Genomic DNA, 21,236 nt, shown 5'->3' on the forward strand with positions numbered 1-21,236 from the left:
TTATCTCCAACTCCCCTATCATCCAGAATGTTGCGAGCATCATTAATCCAGCCAGGCTGTACTTCGAGCTTCGGCATTGACGCCTCGAACTCCTCCGATCCCAGCAGGCGCACGAACATGGCATTTCGCTCCAGCTCCATGAGATCCGGTTCCCGGGCTGGAAAAAGCCGCGTATACCACCGGTCAGACATGATCCGACCGGCAGTCGAAATATTATCCGCTCCCGCTTCCCATCCGATCCGTTCCGGAGCCATGCTTAACCTGATCAGAGCGTCCCCCAGCATCGCTTCCCTGCTTCTGGTCGGGTTAAGAGCAAGATCGAACCTGTTGCTCCTTACCTCCCTTGCGATCGAGTACCTGTATTTGACAGAGGAGAGAAAACGTGACCGATCAAGGGGCAGAACATGGTCCGCGAACCCCTGACCTGTCAGAAGGCCTGTCCACATGGCGTTAACGGCCAGGGTCAGCTCCCAGCTCTCTGAAGGGTACCTCTCCCGGATCGCCCTCAAAGCATCCGTGAACAGGACGAGATCGCCCATGGCGTCCAGCCGTACCACGAGAACTTTTTTGCGCCCTCTCGCATCCGCAGGCCTGGTGGGCAAAGCTATAGCCAGGCTGTCGACAGCTAGCATGAGTCCGCGGCTCATTTTACGCTTCAGATCCTTCATCGGTTGTACGCTACCGCCTTGACCTCGAAAGTATATACACGGGGGCTTGGACCATGCCAGGAACTGCCCGTCATCCTGTTGACCAGCGTCCTGGTCCATCCATACAGAGAGACCAGTGCCTTTCGCAAGGCTGCCTTTACCGGCCCCAGACCTGCAAGACCGACAGGATCGACGAGTTCGATCCGGGTGAAACCCGCAGCCGAGAGGACATGGTAAAGGCTCCCGGAAGTAAAGATGGTGGAATGGGTGAAATCCTCGTAAGCCCAGTATCCACCTGTGGGAGATTGAGCATTAGGAACCGACACCACGATCCGGCCGCCGGCCGCCATCCTTGACCTGATGGCGGTCAGCGACGCAATGATCTGATCTTTTTCCAGGTGTTCGAGCACGTGGAGCATGAGAACGAGGTCAAAACGCTCGTCAATGGTTCCGGTAAACTCCTGGATGCTCGAGATGAGACGAACATCCAGCCCTGCCTCCCGGCAGTGGGTAACAGCCCACTGGTCCACATCCACTCCAACCAGGGCAAAGTAACCCCGGTCCCTGAGAGTTTTCAGGACAACTCCCGATCCGCAGCCGACTTCCAGCACCCGCTCACCGGGATCTGTCAACACCTCCTCAAGCCATTCAGGAGGTTCGGCTATCTCATCGGGTCCTGGCGGATTCATCCTCCTCAGATCGAAATATCCGGGTGTGCTCATCGATCAACCTGACCTTCCTTGATCCTCAGGATCCAGTGGGCGTTGCCGAACCGGCGGGAAATCTGGAAATCGCCGGGATCAGATTTAAAGAAGAACGGACCGGTCACGAAATTCCAGAAAGCTGCTCTCAGATGAGCTGCAACTACAGACTGCGGGGCTTTCCGCAAACGACCCACCAGCTTGTCGTAAAGGCCGTCTCTCCTCTCCCAGAAGATATCAGCGGCAACCGTCCGGTAATCCCTCCCGAAGGGCCCGGTACTGATCGGAACCGAACCGGTACTGGAAAAACACCTTTTGCCCGGCACGGGCCTGAGCTCCGTAGATATCCGAATCGACCCACTCTTCCCGATGCTCACCGGCCACTGGAAAGGTCAGGTAGATATAACCACCGGGCCGGGTAACTCTCACCATCTCATCAATGACCGATCCATATTCCTCGTAAACATGCTCGATGACACTGATGGACACCACCAGGTCGAACGTCCCGTCCGGAAAGGCGAGATCCCTTGCATCCTGGACCTCGAAGTGCGGGTTCGACGTCCCTCCAACGAACCTCGCCTCACCCGGATTGATGTCCGTTTTCGTTACGGAATAACCCCGGCGGGCCAGGATGTGGGATATCATCACCGGAGATGAGACGTCCAGCACGGCGCCGGGCCGGTCCTTCCTCTGGTCGAGAAACTCCAACAGGTATCCGAACTCCAGGTACCGGGTGGCGTCCAGAGGTTTTAACAGGAACAGGTACTTGTACTTTCCCGGAACCGACCAGGCAGCCCGCCAGGCGGCTGAAAGGGTCCCCAATATCCGGACTGCTCCGATCTTCAACAGTTCGGACCCCGGCACCGGAAAAGATGTCCTAATTTATTCCTGATCCTCACCGACAGGGTTCTCCGGTAGCAGGTGTCGAAGGTCCTGCGGTCAGCGTTTTCGTCCACCGAGGTGCCGGGGGGATGTCTCAGGGGGAAGGTTATTTCCCCGGTTTTCATGCAGGCCAGCAGGCTCCTGCCGCGTGTGTGTGTCGCCTCGTCGCCGAAACCGATATTGGTCACCAGGTTGACAGTGGGCAGGACAGCCACTCCGCCGGCAAGCCACGTGGACAGGGTCCACCGGTATGCCCAGGAATCAACCTCGTTCCGGTATGCTTTATCGAACGCCTCTTTCCAGTAGCGCGCCGCTTCAGGGTCTCCGAGGACCTTTCCGAGAGTCCCGTCCTCCCTGGCCTGCGGCCACCGTGTCATGTCGTTGTCGTAAGCTTCCCACGACCTGCTCCAGCTGGCCCACCCCCAGCAGTGGTTATACCGGGAGAAATAGTAGCTGTAAGGGGTTTTATGGGCCCCGAACTGGAAGTTGACGCCGGACACCGCCATGACCTCGGGGGTGTGACGATACCTCTCAAGGAGTTCGGTGCAGAAGGGGAAAAAACTGCCCGATGGAACACAGTCATCCTCCAGGACGATCCCTTCCTCCTCCTGTCCGAAGAACCAGTCCAGAGCCCCGCTGACGGCAGCCCGCAGCCCGAGGTTCCCCTCCCTGAACAGGGTTTTCACATCGCAGGGCCAGTCCACATTGGTAGCGGCCCGTCGGGCTTCGGCACAAAGGCGCTTCTCCCCATGGACACTTTCACGTGGACCGTCGGCAGCAACGTAGAGCGTGGCCGGCCTGGCTTGCCTGACACGCTCGAACACCCGAGCCGCCGCATCGGGCCTGTTGAAGATGAGCAGGAGAACGGGGGCTGTTGACGGATCAGGCATACGGACTTTCCAGTGGCATCATTGCAGGTCACTCCTTGACAAAAAGCCCCACCCACCCGGTGACGCGGCCGGCCATACGGCAGGTGGCAAGGTGAAAAACGGCCAGAAGCAGGTTCACAAGACCCGCAAGTGTAAATCCTCCTGAAGTCCCGATCCCCCTGGCGAAGGTAATGGACCAGGGCTGCCGCCGGTACCACAGGTCCACCAGGCGCAGTCCGTGCCGTCCGCGCAGCCGAACCTGGTGGTCCCCCTCACCGAAGATCATGAGGATGCTTCCGGGATGGTAAGGACGGACATGGTCAGGATCCTCGAAGAACCGTGGTGAGAAAACAGGTGTGGCAATGAGGACATGGCCGCCGGGCTTCAGTCTGTCGAGGTAACTGTCCATAAAACCCACGAGGCCGTCCGCATCGAAGTGCTCGATGATGTGGGACATGAGGATGACATCGTAAAGGTCCGCTGTCTCCCTGAACTCTCCCGCGGTCAAACAGGACAGGCCGCTTTCCCTTACCGCGGTGACGGCGTCCTGGTTGACATCCACACCCACTGCCTCGTAACCCGCTGAGGCGATCTTTCTCAACTTGGAACCGTAACCGCACCCCACGTCCAGGACGCGGCGACCGGGGGCCGACCCGATGGACTTGATGAAAGAAAGGATGCGGTCCTCTTCTGGTTGGACCAGTGCGCACCTCTCGATCCAGTCTCGTGCCGAGCGCAGCACTTCGATCATTTCTCCTCCCCAAGATCGTCACCGAAGGATGCGGGCATCAGCACCATGGCCCTGAGCATGCTCAATCCCGTTCCCCGCAATGCGGGGAAAAGGAAACAGGCACCGTGGACCTGTACCCAATAGGCGATCAGGGAGGCGGTCACCGCTCCCATGCCGCCGTATACCGGGATCAGTATGAGGTTCAAGGCGACGTTTATCAAGGCTCCGAGCACCGAGCTTGCCATGTGAAGGCGAGTCCAGTTCATCGTGGTCAGAAAGGCCGTGCGGGCCAGGCCCAGGTTCACGAACAGCACTGTGATCAGGAGCCACCGGAGCATGGGAACAGCCTCCACATAGGCTTCGCCAAAAAGCAGGAGCACCAGCCGGTCGGCGAGCAGCCACATGGGCACGATGATCATATAGGCGAGGCCAGACATGAGCCGGTAAAAGCTGTGCATACGGCGATCGAGCAGGGCACGGCTCACCTCCCCGGCCCTGACGATGCTGGGCATGAGTGTGGACTGAAGGATGATCGGTATGAAGTACCAAAGCTCCGTGAGCCTGACAGCCACGGAGTAGATCCCCACCTGGCGGTCCCCAAGCATGCCGCCCATCATTACCTGATCGATACGCATGTTGATGACGATGAGGGCAGAGGAGATCAGCAGGGGCCAGCTATCTGCAAGCAGCTCCCGTACCTGCCCTAAAGCCGGTCTCCATCGGTTTAAAGCCGGCGTGTCCCGGCGCATCAGGTAGACGATGGTGAGGGCCGCCGCAGCAGAAAGAAGTTCGGCTCCGTAGACCCATCCGAAGGCGACCACCGAGGCCCCGGCCACGATCAGTGCCACCTTTGAGGCCGAAGCAGCAAGGAACACGAGTCCCTTGGGCAGAACGGTGAACCGGGATTCAACCCTGGACTGGTTATAGTAATCCACCACGTCGAAGGATTGGAAGACCATCCCCGCCGCGACAGCCAGAACGAGGCTGCGGACAGTGGCGTCACCTGGGCGTATCACGCCGACGGCGATTCCGGCAGCGGCAAAGGCGGCCACCCCTCCGATCAGCATGGGCAACATGGAACTGGCCATGACAGGACCCGCATCCCCGGGTCTTTTCACCAGTTCCCGGACCGCGACCCGCTCCAGGCCGAGGCTGCGAATGGGAGAGAACAGGAAGGTGAAGGCGATAGCGTAGCTGTAAACCCCGAAACTCTCAGGGCCGAGGTAGCGGGCGAGCCAGACACCAACGACAAGACCGGCACCCATTCGAACCACCCGGTCCCCGAAAAGCCAGGCTGTATTGGAAGAGATCTTACGCCGGTTTTCCGTTCCCGAAGTGATCTCGGCCAGGGAGGACGGTACCAGCCTTGACAAAAAACCGGACAGGACGCTCTTACCCCGTGGGGAGGTTGTCACCTGAATGCCTCCTGACCACCCAGGGGGTAGATCAGGACACGCTCATCCTGGTAGACAGGCCTGAGCCCGGCGAAGCGCCCGGCATGATCCTTTTCCATGATGACGAAATCCAGACGATGCTTCCGGGACGCTTCCATGAAATCAGCCGGTGTCCTGGAGCGGTAGAAGGCGGCGGAACGGGCCCCTGTCCAGCTCCCTGAAATTTCCTTCAATTGGGCCGCGCTTCCGTAAAGGCGGGCATAACGGTCGGTGTACTCAGCGAAAAAATCCTCCCGGAAGGGGAAACCATTGTTGGCGTAAACCGGTCTGCGGGTAAACACCGGGAGGAAAAGGTTGAGGTACCCCGGATACACCGCAAAGGTGGACTTTTCCGGAGTCGAGGCGATCCATTTGAACAGCCCGCCGTAATGACGCGTGACCCGGCTTTCCGGATCGTCAATAAGGACCGGAGAGAGGATCGATGTCACGAGAACAACGGCAGCCAGAACAAGCCCCGTGACCGGCCACACGGGGAAGGGCCGGGCCTGACGGCCGACAGGGACCGAAAAGACCCACCTTCCGGACATCGCATCCGCCGCATCTGCCAGCATCATGGACCAGCCCATGACCACCATGAGGTAGCCGAAAATGGTGAACCTTATGGGCCCGAGAACCGCGACCTGCTTGACAGGAAACACCACCACGAAAAACCACTGCGCGGCCAGGCTTCCCGTATAGGCTGCCGTAAAAAGCGCAGCGGGAGCAAACCTGGCCAGATCCCGTCGGCGGGCGAAGTAGACCAGCGGCAGGATCATGCACATAGTGACCACCGTAAAGCTTCGGTACCATGGCCAACTGGTCAGCGTGCCAAAGGCTGACGGCAGGTAGTGACTGGGATGCCTTTCCACAACATAGGTACGCACGAACTCGGCGGCGTTTATCTTCAGGTCAGGAGGGAACATGAGCGAAACGGCCATTCCCGCGAGGAACGCTGTCATCCCCACCATGGCCAGCCTGGGCCTGGATGTGATGCCCACCCTGGACAGGATCACCACGGCGGCAAGAAAGATCCCGATGGCCGGGTGGATCAGACACGAAAGGGCCAGGAGTCCAAGACCTGCCGCAAAGAGAACTGCCCCCGACTCTGCGACAAGGATGACACCTGTCATACCGATGAGAAGGGACAGGGATTGAGGGGTGGCGTCAACCTTGTACGGCTTGAACCAGGCCACCGACAGGTACTCCCCGAGCCGGGTGGACACGATAAGAACGATACCGAGAACCGCCACACATATGGCCACCAGGCTTCCTTGCCAACTGCGGAAGCGGTCGGCAGTAAGCCGCCAGGTTGTGAGGAAATAAAGCGGGGGGAAAGCCAGTGCGCACAAGAGCTTCATTCCAAACAGGACCTGGTACCAGCCCCATCCGAGGAGAGCGCCTGAAGACAGGACCAGTTTCCCGAATACATGCCGCGGGTTCGGGGCAGCGCTCGCTTCCGTGAAGAAATCCCCCCTGAGAAAATCCGGATCGGCAGCCCTTTCAAAATAGAGCGCCATGTCAAGGGCCGGCCATTCGAAGGCGGTGCTCCCGGATGCAAGGAACTGCTGGAACCCGCGCAGGGCAAGGGGGTAACAGATAGCCGCCAGAAGGAATGGCTGCCACCGGTTGCCTTGAAACAGCCGGATGAGCCAAGGAAGCTTCTCCACCCACCCGCTCTGATCATTTATCACCTTTTTCACTCCTAACTGCTCCAGCTCACCTTTTCCGAGACACAGATGAGAAACAGCAGTTGCAGGCAGCCTGGGAGTCCATCGGTAAACTCAAACTGGGGTGCGATCTCTTCGAGGTTAGGGATGACCGTCCGGGCAACGGAGGACAAACCGGCGGCTTCAACGCTGCCCGAAATAACGAGTGCCTGCCACTTGGCGTCGACATAAGGTTCGTGCTCGATGTGCAGGGTCTCATAGCGGCTGAGTTCCTGCATCGCCCTCGCAAGGCCAAAACTGTTTACCAGCATCACGTGCAGGTCAACCTCGATCACGGTATCCAACGCCAGGTCCTCAACTTCACTCTTCGTCATCCAGTGAACGATGATGTCGGCGTAGGCTCTCTGGGGGATGATGAAATTCGCGCGATCAGGCTCCCTTTCCTGGAGGGAGTATAATACCTCCTCAGGCCTGTATCCTCGCTCCCGCACATCCCGCCGGATTTTCCAGTATCTGCGAAGTTTCTCGTCAGGGTCGAGAAAAACTTTCAGGTCATACAGGTTCCGCATGGTCTCCATGGACAGGGAATGAAGTCCCTGGTAGACGACATACTGATCAGGGTCCAGTGGCCAGGCCTCTGTGAACTGCCCGGTGGAATGGTCGTAACTGCCCTTGATGATGGTCTTTCCATCATGGACAGCGATGGCATGTTCCTGCTGCAGGTGGAGTTCGTTGGCATGAACATCGAGATGAGTGAAAACTTGCCACATCTCGTGGCCTCTCGGCCAGCGGTGGTAATCGTCCCCCGCCACTGACGTGACCCGTTCCCTGCCGAGGGCCTGTGATATGAGCTCAACAAAACTATCCTTGCCCGAAGCGCTGTCGCCTGCCACACCGATCATGAATGGAGTGTTTCTCATGCGGTAAACAGCGTTACTTCTCACACCGAACAAGTACATATTGAGAACGATCCCGGCCAGGGACACCTCCATCATTGTGTAAGCAAGGTTAACCGCGATACCCGCCTTGACCGGTCCCAGGGGCCCCTCAAGGAGCATCAGCGGTTCCTTAACTGATGCCAGGGCCGGGAAAGTCACACTCCAGGCGTCGAACAGGTCCGAACCGCGGCTCATCCAGAAGAACACCAGGTAGGAGATAGAGTAGGCATGGTAGGGGGTCTGATAGGTCCTGCCGGATCTGCAGAGGAAAAATACCACGAAGGGCAGTGACCAGAGAAAATAACCGGGACGGGGTGGAATGAGCAGGACAAACACCGAGAACAGGACTCCGATGTACAGGATAAACAGGTCCCAGTTCTTGCGTGCGTATGCGGTAAACCGGAACCAGAGAACGATAATGGCGCATGGCGCCAGGAGCAGGGACAGTTCCTGGGGCCCCACAGGGATGGAAAAGGCGAAAAGACGGGATTGCTCTGCTGTACCGAACACCATGGCACGAAATGCGTAACTTCCCAGGTAGGGCGCCATGGGGAGGAGGAAGGAGACAAGGGAGACGCCAAGACCCTGTAAAGCCCGGAACAGCCCGACCCGGTGCACAAGGTAGATGAGAACGAAGGGCCAGGCAGCCAGAAGGTGGGTCTTCGCACAGGTGGCCAGCCCGAGAAGGACCATGCCGCCGAGGTTGCGGTTCTCCTTTAGAAGAGTGAGGGCCACCATGAAGATCGCCGTTGGAATGATGTCCAGCTGCCCATGCCAGTAACAGATGTAGATGACCACCGGTGAGCACCAGTAATACAGGAGGATCCGCTTTACCCGGTGAGGGAACCAGTGAACCAGTACCGCAGCTACGACGATGTCTCCAACCAGCAGGGGAAGCCGCATGGTAAGAAGATGCCAGTTGGTCACTACATCGACACCGCTCTGGAGGAACGGGCTGAGGATGAGCCTCGGGAGACCCAGGACAAGGAGCATTATGGTGGGATAGGGGAAGCTGTTGAGACGACCCATGGCGAAGAAATACTCCCATGGCGACTCCAGGGGTGCCTCGGCAAACCGGTTAATAAAAGGGACAAACAGGTCGCTCAGGAAGTAGGATGCAGCGGAAAAACCAAGAAAGAGCTTAAAGGCAAGAAGGACCCAGAAGAATCGGCTCTTGAAAAGAGGGGCCAGCCCGAAGAGGTCCAGCCATCGCCATGATCTAATCGGGCCGTGATCGACATCCATGTTCACCTGTCCCCTCTTCGTCATGGGACCTTTCCGGGTTATGCCCGGCTGCTGAATCTGAGCCGGAAGATATAACGTATGGTGGCCATTATTGTCCTGAATCTGGACCGGAAAGTTGCCGCCCACCTGGATTCACCGTGAATCCGCTCCCCGAAATGGACGGGGATGGTCCGGATACCATAACCCTGCCTTCTGGCAATGTACAATACGTAAAGGTCAAACTGGAAACCGTCCGGCGGGTCGCTCAGGAAAGTCAGCAGATCACGTTTGAAGACCTTGGGCTGGGCATTGATATCGGAAAGAGATGCTGCAAGCACCGTGGATGCGATCACGGACATTCCCACGGTGATCAGTTTCGCCGCGATGCCGCGCGGATTCGTCCGCAGTCCTTTTACAACGATCCGGTCCGGATCGGGAGCACGCATTGATTCGTGATAGGCCCTGAAAGGATCGGCCGGACTGCACTGCATGTCGGCATGGGACCAGGAAAGGTACTCCCCTCTGGCTGCAGACAGCCCGGCAGCGATACCGTGCCCGTATCCTCGGTTGCGTTTGACACGCACGACCCTGGCAAAGGAATACTCGGGCCGTGAAAGTTCCCTTTCCAGAACAGTGGCCGTTTCGTCTGTACTTCCGTTATCGACAAGGACAAGCTCGGCGGGAAGGTCCTCCCAGACCTCCCGGTAGGAAGCCAGCAGATCGGGAAGTGAATCGGCCTCATTGTAACAAGGCAACACGATGGACAACCTGGGCGCACCCTCAGAGATCAACTGGACCGCCCCCCTCGCTTACCGTGTACGGATGGTGGGAAGCTATTGAAAAGTAGCGTTCCCAGTATTCAAAAGTCCGGACATCGTCGGGGGTGCCGAAACAGATGTAGTGGATCACATCGAAGACACATGCCCTCCGCCCGGCGCCAACCAGGAAATCGATGGCCAGATCCACATAAAACTCTCCGTTGATGCGGGCATCCGCGGCGATCATGGCATCGGCAGCCTCCAGAAAATAACGGGCCTTGCGGAACCAGAACGCACCTGTCACCCCGGGGTCGCCGGAAACATCCTCTCCCAGCGGCTTTTTACACGACACCCCCGTCACTGAACCGTCAATATCCGTCTGAACCCAGCCGTACTGCTCCGGGTTCCGGTTAGCGTGGGGATGGTCCCGGAAGGTCCAGACGAGACAGTCGATCCCCGGTTCGTTGAGCGCTTCAGACAGCGCACCTTCGTGGTAGACGAAGCCGGCATCACACGGACCGATAAAAAGTGGGGTTTCCATACCCAGTTGATCCCTGGCCAGGAGACAGGTGCTCGCCTGCCCTTCCGTGGGCTGTTCAACGACCATGACCTGGACCTTCCTGCCGCCTCTTTCAAGGGCTGGGACCAACCGGGGATCCTCGAGGTGGCTGGAAAGACACAGGGTGATCCAACGGCTGCAGGGAGGGAACGATCCCATGGAGCGATCCACCATGGGACGTCCTGATACCGGGATGAGCGGTTTGGGGTCCTCATACTGTTCCCGGACAAACCGCAGACCCTCCCCTGCCATGGGGACAAGCCCCTCCCCAACGCCCTGCCGCGCGGCAGGAACCCAGCTGGCCCAATGTGTGAAGTAATCGGACCATTCCTTGTATTCCTCGAGGTCCTCCGGTGTCCCCCACTGGAGAAAGTGTTCCAGTTCGTAGACAAGGACATCAAGACCGTCCTCAAGGAGGAGGTTGTACGGCAGGCTGGCGTAGTACTCACCTCCCGTGGTGAGCCCCTCTTTATAAGCTCTCTCAAAGTAGTGTATAAGCATCTGCCCGGTGCGAAAATAGTAGGTTCCGGCCGAGGCAAACTCGTTCATACGATCGTCGGTAAAGGATCCCTTCTCGCGGATCTCCAGGAGCCGGCCGTTTTTCTCCCGCATGTAAGCGTACAGGTTCGGACCGAGGCTGTGAGGGTGAAAACCACGATACGCTGTAATGCAGCCGTCACAACCTGTCTTCGACGTGGTCCTTTTAAAATGGGAGTAATCCCAGGTAACGGAAAAATCGCAGTAGTTAACCACGACCGGGGTATCGTTGCGGACAAACTCCCGGGCCTCGAGAACTGTGTGTACCGGACCAAGTTTGTGCGGTTCCACCACGGCAATGATGCCCTGGGGCACCAGGTCACTGAGAACCGAGCGCAAGGGGGTTTCCTCCAGATGGTCCCTGGCGCAGATGAACAGGAAGTCGGTTTCTCCCGGGTACATGGCCACGACATGTTCGATGATCGGCATGCCGTCTACCTCTATGAGAGGTTTAATCTCCCTGAACCCTGCCCTCACAAAGCGGGATCCCCTGCCTGACATGGGAACAACCACCTGCACTATGACTCTCCTTCCCGAAATTGATCCCGGTCCACGACCCCGCGCCTGTACCTTTCAGACTCCATGCATTCGATAAATCGGATCTCCTCCTCCGGAAGAAAAACCGGGTGTCCCTGCAGCCGTGCAATGAGAAAGCGAACCAGAACGTGAGCGAGCAAGGTCTCCTCCATGGCATCGACAGCATCGGGTGAAGCGGCCCCAAAAACCGTCCCTCCTCCCTTCACAGCCACGGCCAACCTGTCCGGGGGGAGATCGGGCATCTCATCAACACACCTTTGGGCCGGGTCGGAGATTTCCGTTTCAATGAGCCGGTGCACACCGTAGACCACGTCGTCAGGAACTAGAGCTCCTGCATCGCCCGATGACGCCGGATCGCTTCCGTACCTGTTCACAAACACCCTTTTTGAAGCCCTCACTTCAAGGGCAGAACCGGGGAACCGTTTGGACAGGGCCGATTTGAGATCACCGCCCCACCGTTTCAAGTGCTCAGGCGGGTCCTCCACACCCAGGCCATCGGGGGGAATGGGCCCGACCAGGGACTCCGCATGGGCAAGGACACATTCCATGATCGTCCTCACCCGCCGCACATCCCCGCCGTGGACCACCAGCCCGTGGTTCTGGAAAACCAGGATTCCCTCATTCTCATCAGTACACCAGCTGGCAACCCTGGCACCCAGCTCGACTCCCGGGGGCGCATAGGGAACCCATATTCCTTTGGAAAGGACATCCCGGCCGCCTTCCAGGCATGCCAGGGAGTTGATTAAAACAGGATGCGTGTGGAGCACCACATCTCCGAGAACCGCATGGAAAAGGGTCTCCAGGGAGGGTCTGAGACCAGTATCGTCCCTCACTGCCGCGAGCACCATTTTTGAGGACCTTTCCTGGGCAACCTGACGGTCCTCATCTTCCAGCGAGGGCAGGTCGAGAACACCCCGTACAGCTGGCAGATACACCTTGACGATACCGGTGGATGGGGTCACATCTGCCAGCCTGGTTCCGGAAGCCTTGACCCACATCCACTGGCCGTCGCCGGATTTTATGGAAGCGTTTCCACCGCCGCCCTGGACCTGGAGGAGATCCATGCCATAAAGACGACAGACACTCACGAGGTCGTGGATCGCCCGATCAGACACCTAGCAGCCTCCCCAGCTCGGCCCAGCTGTTTACGACAGCGTCAGGATCGGAGTGACCGCCCTTTCCGCAGCCCTCGCCGTAACGATCGAACCAGACGGTGAAGACTCCTGTCTTTTTTCCGGAACCGACATCATCGGTGAGACTGTCTCCCACGATCCAGGTATCTACCGGGCCCATACCAAGTCTTTCCATGGCCAGGAGAAGAACTGCAGGGTCAGGCTTGTCTGCACCGGCCTCCTCAGAGGTGACAAGGAGATCGACAGCCCCGGACAACCCCAGGTGTTCAAGCTTCAGTAATTGACGCTCCGTTGTAAAATTGGATACCCATGCCGATCTTATCCCGGCACTCCTGACCCTGCACAGGACATCTTCGCATCCGCTGTCGGGTTTCATCTGATCGAAGTAGCCGCTCCAGTATATTTCCTCCAGTTCCCTGGAACAGCCGGTGTCGGTGCGACCAAGCACCGCTTCGAACATGGCCTTGAAATAGAGAAGCCGGCTGTGAGAAGCAGCCGCACCCCTGATCTGTTCCTTGACCCGTTGACGAGCCCGATCGTATCCATCCAGAAAGGCGGCCTTATCGGCCCAACTCCCTACCATATCGACAGAGGCTGACCAGGCCGCGTTGAGTCCCGCCTGGTGACACGGGCTGTAGGCATAAACGGTATTATCGAGATCGAAAAGCACGGATCGGGGCTGAGTCATCAGTTGTTTTCCTTATTCAACCGGATAGACATGAACTCGCGATCCACCGCGATCCACCACAGGAGAAGAAACCCGAAACCGAGGATACTGACGAACCACAGTGTGCATGCCCGAACCAGGATGACCGGGATAACAGCCGTGGCCGCCGGAACACCAACTGCTGCAAGAAGCAGAAGCATGGCCGCTTCCATGCTTCCGATACCGCCTGGCATCATGGACAAGGCACCGATAATCGTCGAAAAGCCGTAAATAAAAAAAATCGTAACAACCGGGACCCCTATACCTACTCCCTCCAGTATCAAGGCAAAAGCCACAGCCTCACAGGCCCAGGCAACAAGAGCGAGGGCCAGTCCGGTCACAAAGGGAACAAACCGGAAAAGGCTCACAGCCGATGAGAGGAACCGTTCTACCCTCTCTACCATGGCTTTTGCGGGAGCGACCCTTGACGCCATGGCGGCGACCATTCTGCGGGCAGGGGAGTATACGATGAGAAAGGTGAGCAGGGCGATGACCGCTCCGCTGACGAGCAGGTAGACTGAAGCGTCCACGAAAACAGTCATCCCGCCCAGGGCCAGTAAAAACACGGCTATCAGGTCCCCGAGCCGTTCGGCAAAGAGTATGGCGAAGGTCTCGGTGATGGACGTGCCGTACCGGGATCGGAGAAGGCCTGCCTTGACGATCTCTCCCATTTTGCCCGGGGTGGCTGTAAAAGCAAAGCTTGCGAGAAATACCAGGAAATTGTGGCCGACAGGTACCGTCCAGTTCAAGGTGCGTGTAAAAAAGTGCCAACGGTACGCTCTGATGAACCAACCGGTCAGGACCAGCCCCAGAACGAGGGGCAAGGTGGAGCCCGAGCGAACCATGGACAGGGAACTGCGCAGTGCCCCGGACCCGGACCAGACAGTCAGCCCGATGTAGAGTACCATGGCCGCCGTCATGATCAGGATAACCCGCCTTATCCAGGTGCGTATTGTCTCTGCCGTTCCGCGCAAATCACCTCATCCAGTCATCACAAAAATCGCTGCACACCGCATCGATGGGCATCCCTGATAGAAGCCGGCGGTATTCCCGGATACTCTCCCGGGGATGGCCCTGGAGTTCCGGGGACACCAGGCAGATCTGAAAATGCTTCCTCAACTGCTCGTACGTACCCCTGTCGAGGGGGAGTTGGGTGAAACAGTCCACCCAGACCCATCTGGCCTGGCCTGCAAAAGCCAGGGCAAATTCGACAGGCTCGAACTCGGAAAAACGTACGGCGATATTATGGTTCCCTTCCCTGGCCAGGCGCACGAGAGTCGGGTTGGCCAGGTCGAGGAAAAAATAATCGGACACCTGGTACCGCTGGGCAAGTTCTTCTATACGCCCTTCTATCCCGTCGCACTTGGTGTTGAAAATGGCCAGGGCGTGATCGTATGCATTCAGGAACTTTTCCAGCGTCTCCCCTCCGAGAAAGGGGTCGTGAACGAGTCTTAGTTCACCGTCGTAATCCCTGATATCGATCTCGATTCCCCGATCCCGGGGTACCTCTAACAGTTGCTTCACCGTGTTCACCCTGTGTTCAACAAGAAGCATTGCCCGTTGTTCCTTTTCGAAAATGTTCAGACAAGATCTCTTGCGCTGATCATGTCGAGGATATGCAGGTGGATCCGGTCATCGAAATGTGCCGGCACCGTTTTTTCTACCGGCTGTCTGTCGACGGGGACCATAACGACCAGCCTGAACCGGTTAAACCCCTGGCTGTCGCGGACAACCCTCCCCGCCTCCAGCATACGGCTCACCGTCTTACTGTCGGAAACGCGCGTCACAGCGACCAGGAGACGCCCGCCCACAGCAAGAACCCGGTCCAGATAATGAACCAGGCCCGGCTCGACTGACGTAAAAGCGGCGAAGAGAGGCCCCTCCGTCAGATCCACTTCGTTGCGGATCCCACGGAACAGCTCCTCAGGGCATCGGCAGCCGAGGGTATCACGGATAAAGGTGATGGCTTGGAGAGGGGTCATGAAAATTCAACTCCAAATTTCAAATTCCACATTTCAAAAAAACACCGTGGGTTCCACCTTCAGTGTACTTTAACTCATTCGGCATCCCTTTGGAATTTGGAATCTGGAATCTGGAATCTGGTTCCGTTCAGTGAACGGAACAGGAAATGCAGGGGTCGTAGGCGCGGGCGATGACCTGGAGGAGGAACGGCAGATCCTTTCCGTTCAGGGGGGCCATCCCCGGCAGCAGGAGTCCGTCCCTCCCGATCATTGAACCGTATCTCTCGGTGATCAGCCGGAGGTCCCGCTCGATGTTGGACAGGTTCTGGGCGGTGGGGGTGATGATGTCGGCGTCCACGATAGTGCCCTCTTCATCGAACTCGTACTGATGGTAGAGGATCCCTCTCGGCGCCTCGATGAGCCCGATACCTGTTCCGGAGCGGGGGACGATCTCCGGCCGTTTTTCTTCCGTTGGAAATGCGCCATCCAGGAGCATCTGCAGGTTCCTGGCCGCGGTCTCGAGAGAATAGACAAGTTCAACGGCCTGCGCCAGCCCGTTGAACAGCGGGTTCCCTTGACCGAAGGGCCCTTGCTGACCGCCAAACCGGTCGAGGGCGACCCTGGCCTGCCCCTCCAGCCTGTCTCCTGCCAGAACGACTCTGGACTGGGCGCCCACTGCAAAAGGGCGTTTCGAGTACAGGGACTGTTTGGCATGGGAGTGTGAAACGACACGTTCATGGCAAATCGAAGCGAACTCTTCGACACTGTATGTAGAACCGTCGGAGGCCGCGATCCGCCGTGACACGAACCCGTAACCTTCAGGCGGGAGGAGGGCGAGGTAGACCGTCTCCTCCTCCAGGACCCGTGGTACGGGGATCCCGGCCATGAGTTCCACGAGGATGGGGATCATCTCCATCCCCATCCTGACCTTCTCCACCAGGTTTTCGAGGGCCGAAGGGGAAGGCATCCTGCCGAAACCGCCCACCAGGACGTTGGGAGGATGGACGGCCCGTCCTCCCACGGTCTCCTGGATAAGGTTCCCCAGCTGTTTAAGGGCGAGCCCCATCCTGGCGGCGTGGCCGTGGTCCCTGGCCATGTCGAGGGCCGACGGGTACCCCAGGTAGTCAGGAAGTACCAGGAGAAAAAGGTGGAGGGCATGGCTCTCGATGTTCTCCCCCTGGAGCAGAAGGTCCCTGAGCAGCCGGGTCCTGGGGGAGATCTCGATGCCGAAGGCATCCTCCACGGCTATCTGGGCGCACACCGCGTGGGATGCGCTGCAGATGGCGCAGACCCTTGAAACGATGGGGGCCAGGGTGTGATACGGTTTGCCCCTGACGAGGGCTTCGTAGAACCTGCCGCCCTCGAAGATGTCCATGTGGACATCCCGGACCTTGCCTCCGTCAAGGAACACTGTTATTCCCCCGTGTCCCTCGACCCTCGTCAGGTGTTTTATTTCAATGATTTTATCACCCAATTTTTTCACCTCTGTGAAAAAAATTATCCTCAGCCGGAAAATCCAGGATGGTGTTCCTGAAATTTTCTAGTCGAACTCCTTTTCCAGCCTCTCCCCCATTCCGGCCGGGGTCGAGAAGAGCAGCATCTCCTTCCGAACGACTTCCCTGGTCACCCCCCTTGCGGCCAGGAACTCCATCTCCGCCCGGTAATAAGCGTCCTCCACCGGTCCCCGGCAGCCGAGGCAGGGAACATCCAGGCTCGGGCAGCGGGCTTTGCACCCCCCCCGGGTCAGGGCGCCGCAGCATACCTGTTCCTTTTCGATGACCAGGCAGACGTTTTCCCGGATCCGGCAGTCGGCGCAAACGGGGGTCGTTGGGATCTCCGGAAAGCTTCCTTTCAGGAGACACGATATTGTCTCCAGAAGCTGCTCCTTTTCCACCGGGCACCCGGGCAGCATGAAATCCACATCCACATAGGTGGAAAGCGGCCTGGCCCTCTGGATCGCGAACAGATCCCCTTCGGTTCCGTACACTTTCTCCTTGAGGATCTCCGGATCGAGCCGCTGGTCCATGGCAGCCACACCACCGAAACAGGCGCAGGTACCCAGGGCCACAAGGTTATGGGCACGGCCACGGACCTCCCTGAGCAGGGCAAGGTCCCGGGGCTGGCAGACGGATCCCTCCACGAAAGCGACCTCGATCTCTCCTCCCACTTCTGTGGTGGAGGCCATTTTGAACGATTTCATGCGGACTTTTCCGGCGATGGCGAGCAGCTCATCCTCGCAGTTGAGGAGGGTCAGCTGGTCTCCGGCGCATCCGGTAAGGCCGAAGATGCCGACCGTCAGCTGATCCACGGCTCTCCTTCTCTCATTTCGATAAGCTCCGGCATATTGAAAGCGTCCCAGTAGTTGAAGATAGGACCGTCCACACACGTATAGCGGTAACCAACACCGCAGTGCCCGCACTTGCCGATCCCGCATTCCATGCGCCGTTCCAGGGACATGTAGACGAGCCTCTTGCTGAGTCCTTCCGCCAGAAGAGCGCTCACGGCATACCGATAGAAGACCGGCGGCCCGCACATGGCCGCGAAGGTCCGGGTGGGCCTGGTGACCGACCCCGGGATAAGGTCGGTGACAAAACCCGTTCTGTCTCCGAACCGTTCCTCGTAGGGACCGGCTCCCGTTATCTCCTGAACGATAAGCTGGATATTGATGTCCCTGGAAAGGCCCAGGAGATCGTCGATAAACAGGAGTTGGGCGTCGGTACCGGCTCCATACAGAACGGTCACCTGGCCGAACTCTCCCGGCAGGTCGACAGCGTAGTTCACCAGAGATCGCAGGGGCACTATCCCCAGCCCGCCGGCCAGGAGGACGAGGTCATTCCCCCGCATCCTTTCCAGCGGAAAACCGTTGCCGAAGGGTCCCCTGATCCCCACGCGGTTGCCTGCTCTCAGCCCGGCTATCGCCGCCGTCAGCCGTCCAACCTTGCGGATGCACATCTCCAGGGTTCCCGGGCGTGTGGGGCTCGACGACACCGAGACGGGAGCCTCCCCGATACCGTGAACGGAAATCTGGAAAAACTGTCCGGGACTGTATTCAGGGACACCGCCTCCCCCGCTGGGAGAGAGGGAAACGAAAAAGTGGCCAGGGATGATCTCCCTGATCTCGAGGATGGTCCAGTCGGCCGTAAGGTAGAGGTTATTCATCGACGGGGAGCCTTTCGCGGGCCAGGGACTGGAAGACCTCCACGAAGTGGATCCCGGTGGGGCACAACTTGATGCACCGGCCGCAGCCTACACAGGAGGGTTTGCCGAACGCCTCGGCAAAACCGACCTGCTTGTGGTAGTAGCGGTTCTGGATGCGCTCGGACCGGTGAGGTCTGAAGTTGTGATCGCCGGCAACCCGGGCAAAGTCCCTGTAAAGGCACGCGTCCCAATTCCTCACCCGGGAAGATCCGCCTTCAAGGTCGTTGGTGTCCCTGATGTTGAAGCAGGTGCAGGTAGGGCAGCCCAGGCTGCACACACCGCAGGCGAGGCACTGTTCGCCGAGGCGGTCCCAGAGGGGATCGGCCTGGTGGAGTTTGATGGCCTGCGGCAGGATCGAGGGGTCCAGGTCCAGGGTGTAGGCGCTTTCCCGGCGCTCCGTGTACTCGAGAAGGGCCTCCAGCTCCTCCGGCTCCGCCTCGGGGAGGGTGTCGGCGCGATCGGCGAGCATGATGTCTCCTTCCACGGTTCCGAGGGAGACGAAAAACACCTTTTCCCCGCGGTCCTGATTTTCCGGATCGATATCGTGGAAGAAAAGGTCGAATCCGGAAGCGGCCGAGTCACAGTCCATGGAACGGCAGAAACAGTGCTCGTCGGGAAGGCATGAAAGCCCGACGATCCTCAGGCGGGCCCTGCGCCTCTGATAGTACCAGTCCGGCTTGTCGAAGGATGAGAAAAAGGTGTCGAGGATCCGGATGCCGTTGATGTCGCAGGGATGGACCCCGAACAGGACCAGATCCCTGGCCGGCAGATCCGGCACTGTCGTCTCCCCCGAGGGGGCCCGGTTGAAGAGAACCTCCTCGGGTGGAAAGACGAACTTCTTGGGGGGGAGGACGGTTCGGGTGTAGGACAGGTCCAGCTCTTCGAAGGTCGTATAGGGCTCAAACCGGTGAACCTGCTTACCGGCCGGCATCGGCACGTAAAGGTCGACGGTCCCGCTCAACTCGTCTAGCCACTTTTTCAACTGGTCACGGCTGATCTTCAGAACACGCAAGGAAGCCCCCCTCCTATGCTCAGGGTACAAGTATAACTTGGTATGGGGGGAGTATCAAGAAAGACCCGAAGCCCGAAATCCGAGATTGGTTTTGTCTGGCCTCCGTTCGGCGCGTCTGAGAGGCTGCTTTTTCGTTTTGGGTCTGATGAACCGGACTAATTGCCGTCAGGTGCTGTCGACCAGCGCCGAAGCCCCGGCCAAAAGGGCCCAATCAGCGGATTTCGGGTATAGTTCCCCCCTGCCTGCGGCAGGCAGGCTCAGGAACACGGAATCCGGACGGATCCGGATTCCGTGTGTAGCCGCAAAACCCCTTGTACGTCATGCGAGCCGAACTCTTGTCCGCCTCGATGGCCGTCGCGTCAATGTCCAGAGTACAGGGGTCTTAAACCTCAGGCGTAGCAGTTCCCGGTTCACACGGTCCAGACCACACAGCCCACCGTTCATCCCAGCCCAGAAGATCCAGAAGAGCCGTATCCCTCCTCACTTCCCGAAGATCCTCCAAAGACTGACCGCCGCCGTTGAGCATCAACACCAGGAGCCTGTCGGAGAACATCTCACAGGCTCCTGGCTGTTATTCTCCGGAATAAACACTCCTGATCAAGAAGAACGGGCAGTCCCAACCCCTCTGAAAACTCACCCAGAAGGGCCAGACCGGCATGGGCTGTGATTGAGTCCCAGGTCGCTTAAGCTTGAAACGTAACTTACCATGTCAACAAGGTTTTTTTATCTCCACTCACGGGATTTTACGATCCGCCGTAAAATCCCGTGTCACTTCGATGAGCTTTAACGGATTCACCTTCACACCTCGGATAAAGGCACCGAAGTGCAGATGGGGCCCCGTTGCCCGGCCGGTTGTCCCCACCGTTCCGATGGCCTGGCCCCGTTCAACCCGCTGCCCTTCCCTCACCCCTATCTGGTCCATGTGGCCGTAGATGGTGCAGATACCCCAGCCGTGGTCCACGACAACGGTTTTTCCCGAAAGGTAGAAATCGTAGGCAAGGAGGACCTTTCCGCTGTTGGAGGCAAGAATGGGGGCGCCCTTTCCGGCGGCGACATCCACACCACTGTGAGATGAGCGGGGCTTCCCGTTGAGAACCCTTCCCGTTCCGAACCTTGTGGAGATGCGTCCCTCCACAGGAATGACAAACCCGTCCCTCCAGAACCGCTCCCGCGTCCTGGTGGCGAGACTGTCGCCCAGGGAACGGTTGTCGGAGCGGACCTGCCTGATCCTCCTTTCTGAAAGGTCGACCATCCCGGCTGGCAGGGCCAGTTCCTGAACCTCCCTCTTCCCGGGGACCGGCTCGCGGATCATGAGGTCGGCCCGGATCCGGTAGGGAGGCCCACCCTTGGCAGGAAAGAGGGAAAGGTCAACGGGAAGGGAGGGATCTTTACGCTTCGTAGAGACACCGACAAGGGCGACCCATGACCTGTTTCCGGCAGGCAGCAGGGGAAAGCGCTCACCACCGAAGAACGCGTCGGCGGCCATGAGATCGACCGGCGACGTCACTGTGACGGGGACAACGCCGCCCAACACCACCAGACCCGGGTCCCAGGTCACACGGATCGTCGCGGCCAAAGATGACCCGGCAAACAGCAACAAACCCGGAATAAGAGTTATGGCAACGAACCTTGATAGAGTCGCAAAAAATCCAGGCGGAACTTTTCCTGGCTCATTAATGTCTTGGGGAAAGGGAAAAGCGTCGTTTTCCCTTTCCTTACAAATCAATGACTGCTGATAGATCAC

General features: G+C 58.5%; 21 protein-coding genes. All 21 read right to left on the reverse strand.

What is annotated here, in order from left to right:
- The coding region (locus P1S46_05290) for a hypothetical protein (GenBank protein ID MDF1535902.1) at window positions 1-647 on the reverse strand (647 nt) is incomplete at its 3' end.
- Window positions 648-664: 17 nt separating this feature from the next.
- Entirely contained in the window at window positions 665-1,369 is a 705-nt protein-coding gene (locus P1S46_05295) for a class I SAM-dependent methyltransferase (GenBank protein ID MDF1535903.1), read from the reverse strand.
- 216 nt (window positions 1,370-1,585) lie between these two features.
- Window positions 1,586-2,194 (reverse strand): class I SAM-dependent methyltransferase, encoded by a 609-nt coding sequence (locus P1S46_05300; GenBank protein MDF1535904.1) that lies wholly within the window; start codon window positions 2,192-2,194, stop codon window positions 1,586-1,588.
- On the reverse strand, window positions 2,191-3,120 hold the full coding sequence (locus P1S46_05305; protein ID MDF1535905.1) for a glycosyltransferase family 2 protein: 930 nt from the start codon (window positions 3,118-3,120) through the stop codon (window positions 2,191-2,193). The genes P1S46_05300 and P1S46_05305 overlap by 4 nt, the downstream gene beginning before the upstream one ends.
- Before the next feature lie 28 nt (window positions 3,121-3,148).
- Window positions 3,149-3,850, reverse strand: a complete 702-nt coding sequence (locus P1S46_05310) for a methyltransferase domain-containing protein (protein MDF1535906.1) — start codon at window positions 3,848-3,850, stop codon at window positions 3,149-3,151.
- Window positions 3,847-5,244, reverse strand: a complete 1,398-nt coding sequence (locus P1S46_05315; GenBank protein ID MDF1535907.1) for a flippase — start codon at window positions 5,242-5,244, stop codon at window positions 3,847-3,849. The genes P1S46_05310 and P1S46_05315 overlap by 4 nt, the downstream gene beginning before the upstream one ends.
- Window positions 5,241-6,953 carry a hypothetical protein gene (locus P1S46_05320; protein MDF1535908.1) on the reverse strand — a complete coding sequence of 571 codons (1,713 nt, stop codon included), beginning with the start codon at window positions 6,951-6,953 and terminating at the stop codon, window positions 5,241-5,243. The genes P1S46_05315 and P1S46_05320 overlap by 4 nt, the downstream gene beginning before the upstream one ends.
- Window positions 6,954-6,964: 11 nt before the next feature.
- Window positions 6,965-9,136, reverse strand: a complete 2,172-nt coding sequence (locus tag P1S46_05325; protein ID MDF1535909.1) for a hypothetical protein — start codon at window positions 9,134-9,136, stop codon at window positions 6,965-6,967.
- Between the two features lie 14 nt (window positions 9,137-9,150).
- Window positions 9,151-9,882: a glycosyltransferase gene (locus tag P1S46_05330; GenBank protein MDF1535910.1), complete on the reverse strand. Its 732-nt coding sequence runs from the start codon at window positions 9,880-9,882 to the stop codon at window positions 9,151-9,153.
- Entirely contained in the window at window positions 9,872-11,464 is a 1,593-nt protein-coding gene (locus tag P1S46_05335; protein ID MDF1535911.1) for an NTP transferase domain-containing protein, read from the reverse strand. The genes P1S46_05330 and P1S46_05335 overlap by 11 nt, the downstream gene beginning before the upstream one ends.
- Complete coding sequence (locus P1S46_05340) at window positions 11,464-12,597, reverse strand: class II aldolase/adducin family protein (GenBank protein ID MDF1535912.1); 1,134 nt, start codon at window positions 12,595-12,597, stop codon at window positions 11,464-11,466. Before P1S46_05340 ends, P1S46_05335 begins: the two co-directional genes overlap by 1 nt.
- Window positions 12,590-13,303, reverse strand: a complete 714-nt coding sequence (locus tag P1S46_05345) for an HAD-IA family hydrolase (GenBank protein MDF1535913.1) — start codon at window positions 13,301-13,303, stop codon at window positions 12,590-12,592. Before P1S46_05345 ends, P1S46_05340 begins: the two co-directional genes overlap by 8 nt.
- Window positions 13,303-14,295, reverse strand: a complete 993-nt coding sequence (locus tag P1S46_05350; GenBank protein ID MDF1535914.1) for a lysylphosphatidylglycerol synthase transmembrane domain-containing protein — start codon at window positions 14,293-14,295, stop codon at window positions 13,303-13,305. The genes P1S46_05345 and P1S46_05350 overlap by 1 nt, the downstream gene beginning before the upstream one ends.
- 1 nt (window position 14,296) lies before the next feature.
- Window positions 14,297-14,845, reverse strand: coding sequence for a hypothetical protein (locus P1S46_05355; GenBank protein MDF1535915.1), 549 nt, complete (start codon window positions 14,843-14,845; stop codon window positions 14,297-14,299).
- 56 nt (window positions 14,846-14,901) lie between these two features.
- Window positions 14,902-15,303: a hypothetical protein gene (locus tag P1S46_05360; GenBank protein ID MDF1535916.1), complete on the reverse strand. Its 402-nt coding sequence runs from the start codon at window positions 15,301-15,303 to the stop codon at window positions 14,902-14,904.
- 127 nt (window positions 15,304-15,430) lie between these two features.
- The gene (locus tag P1S46_05365) at window positions 15,431-16,756 is read right to left on the reverse strand and encodes a Ni/Fe hydrogenase subunit alpha (protein ID MDF1535917.1); all 1,326 of its coding nucleotides are present in this window, start codon (window positions 16,754-16,756) and stop codon (window positions 15,431-15,433) included.
- Window positions 16,757-16,822: 66 nt separating this feature from the next.
- Window positions 16,823-17,590 carry an NADH:ubiquinone oxidoreductase gene (locus P1S46_05370; GenBank protein ID MDF1535918.1) on the reverse strand — a complete coding sequence of 256 codons (768 nt, stop codon included), beginning with the start codon at window positions 17,588-17,590 and terminating at the stop codon, window positions 16,823-16,825.
- Window positions 17,578-18,441, reverse strand: a complete 864-nt coding sequence (locus P1S46_05375; protein ID MDF1535919.1) for an FAD/NAD(P)-binding protein — start codon at window positions 18,439-18,441, stop codon at window positions 17,578-17,580. Before P1S46_05375 ends, P1S46_05370 begins: the two co-directional genes overlap by 13 nt.
- A complete protein-coding gene (locus P1S46_05380; GenBank protein MDF1535920.1) occupies window positions 18,434-19,492 on the reverse strand; it encodes a 4Fe-4S dicluster domain-containing protein in 1,059 nt (352 codons plus the stop codon). Before P1S46_05380 ends, P1S46_05375 begins: the two co-directional genes overlap by 8 nt.
- A gap of 382 nt (window positions 19,493-19,874) precedes the next feature.
- The gene (locus P1S46_05385; protein MDF1535921.1) at window positions 19,875-20,045 is read right to left on the reverse strand and encodes a hypothetical protein; all 171 of its coding nucleotides are present in this window, start codon (window positions 20,043-20,045) and stop codon (window positions 19,875-19,877) included.
- Window positions 20,046-20,225: 180 nt separating this feature from the next.
- Window positions 20,226-21,050: a M23 family metallopeptidase gene (locus P1S46_05390; GenBank protein ID MDF1535922.1), complete on the reverse strand. Its 825-nt coding sequence runs from the start codon at window positions 21,048-21,050 to the stop codon at window positions 20,226-20,228.
- Window positions 21,051-21,236 lie beyond the last annotated feature (186 nt).

It is taken from the genome of bacterium (genome assembly GCA_029210545.1).
GTDB lineage: Bacteria > BMS3Abin14 > BMS3Abin14 > BMS3Abin14 > BMS3Abin14 > JARGFV01.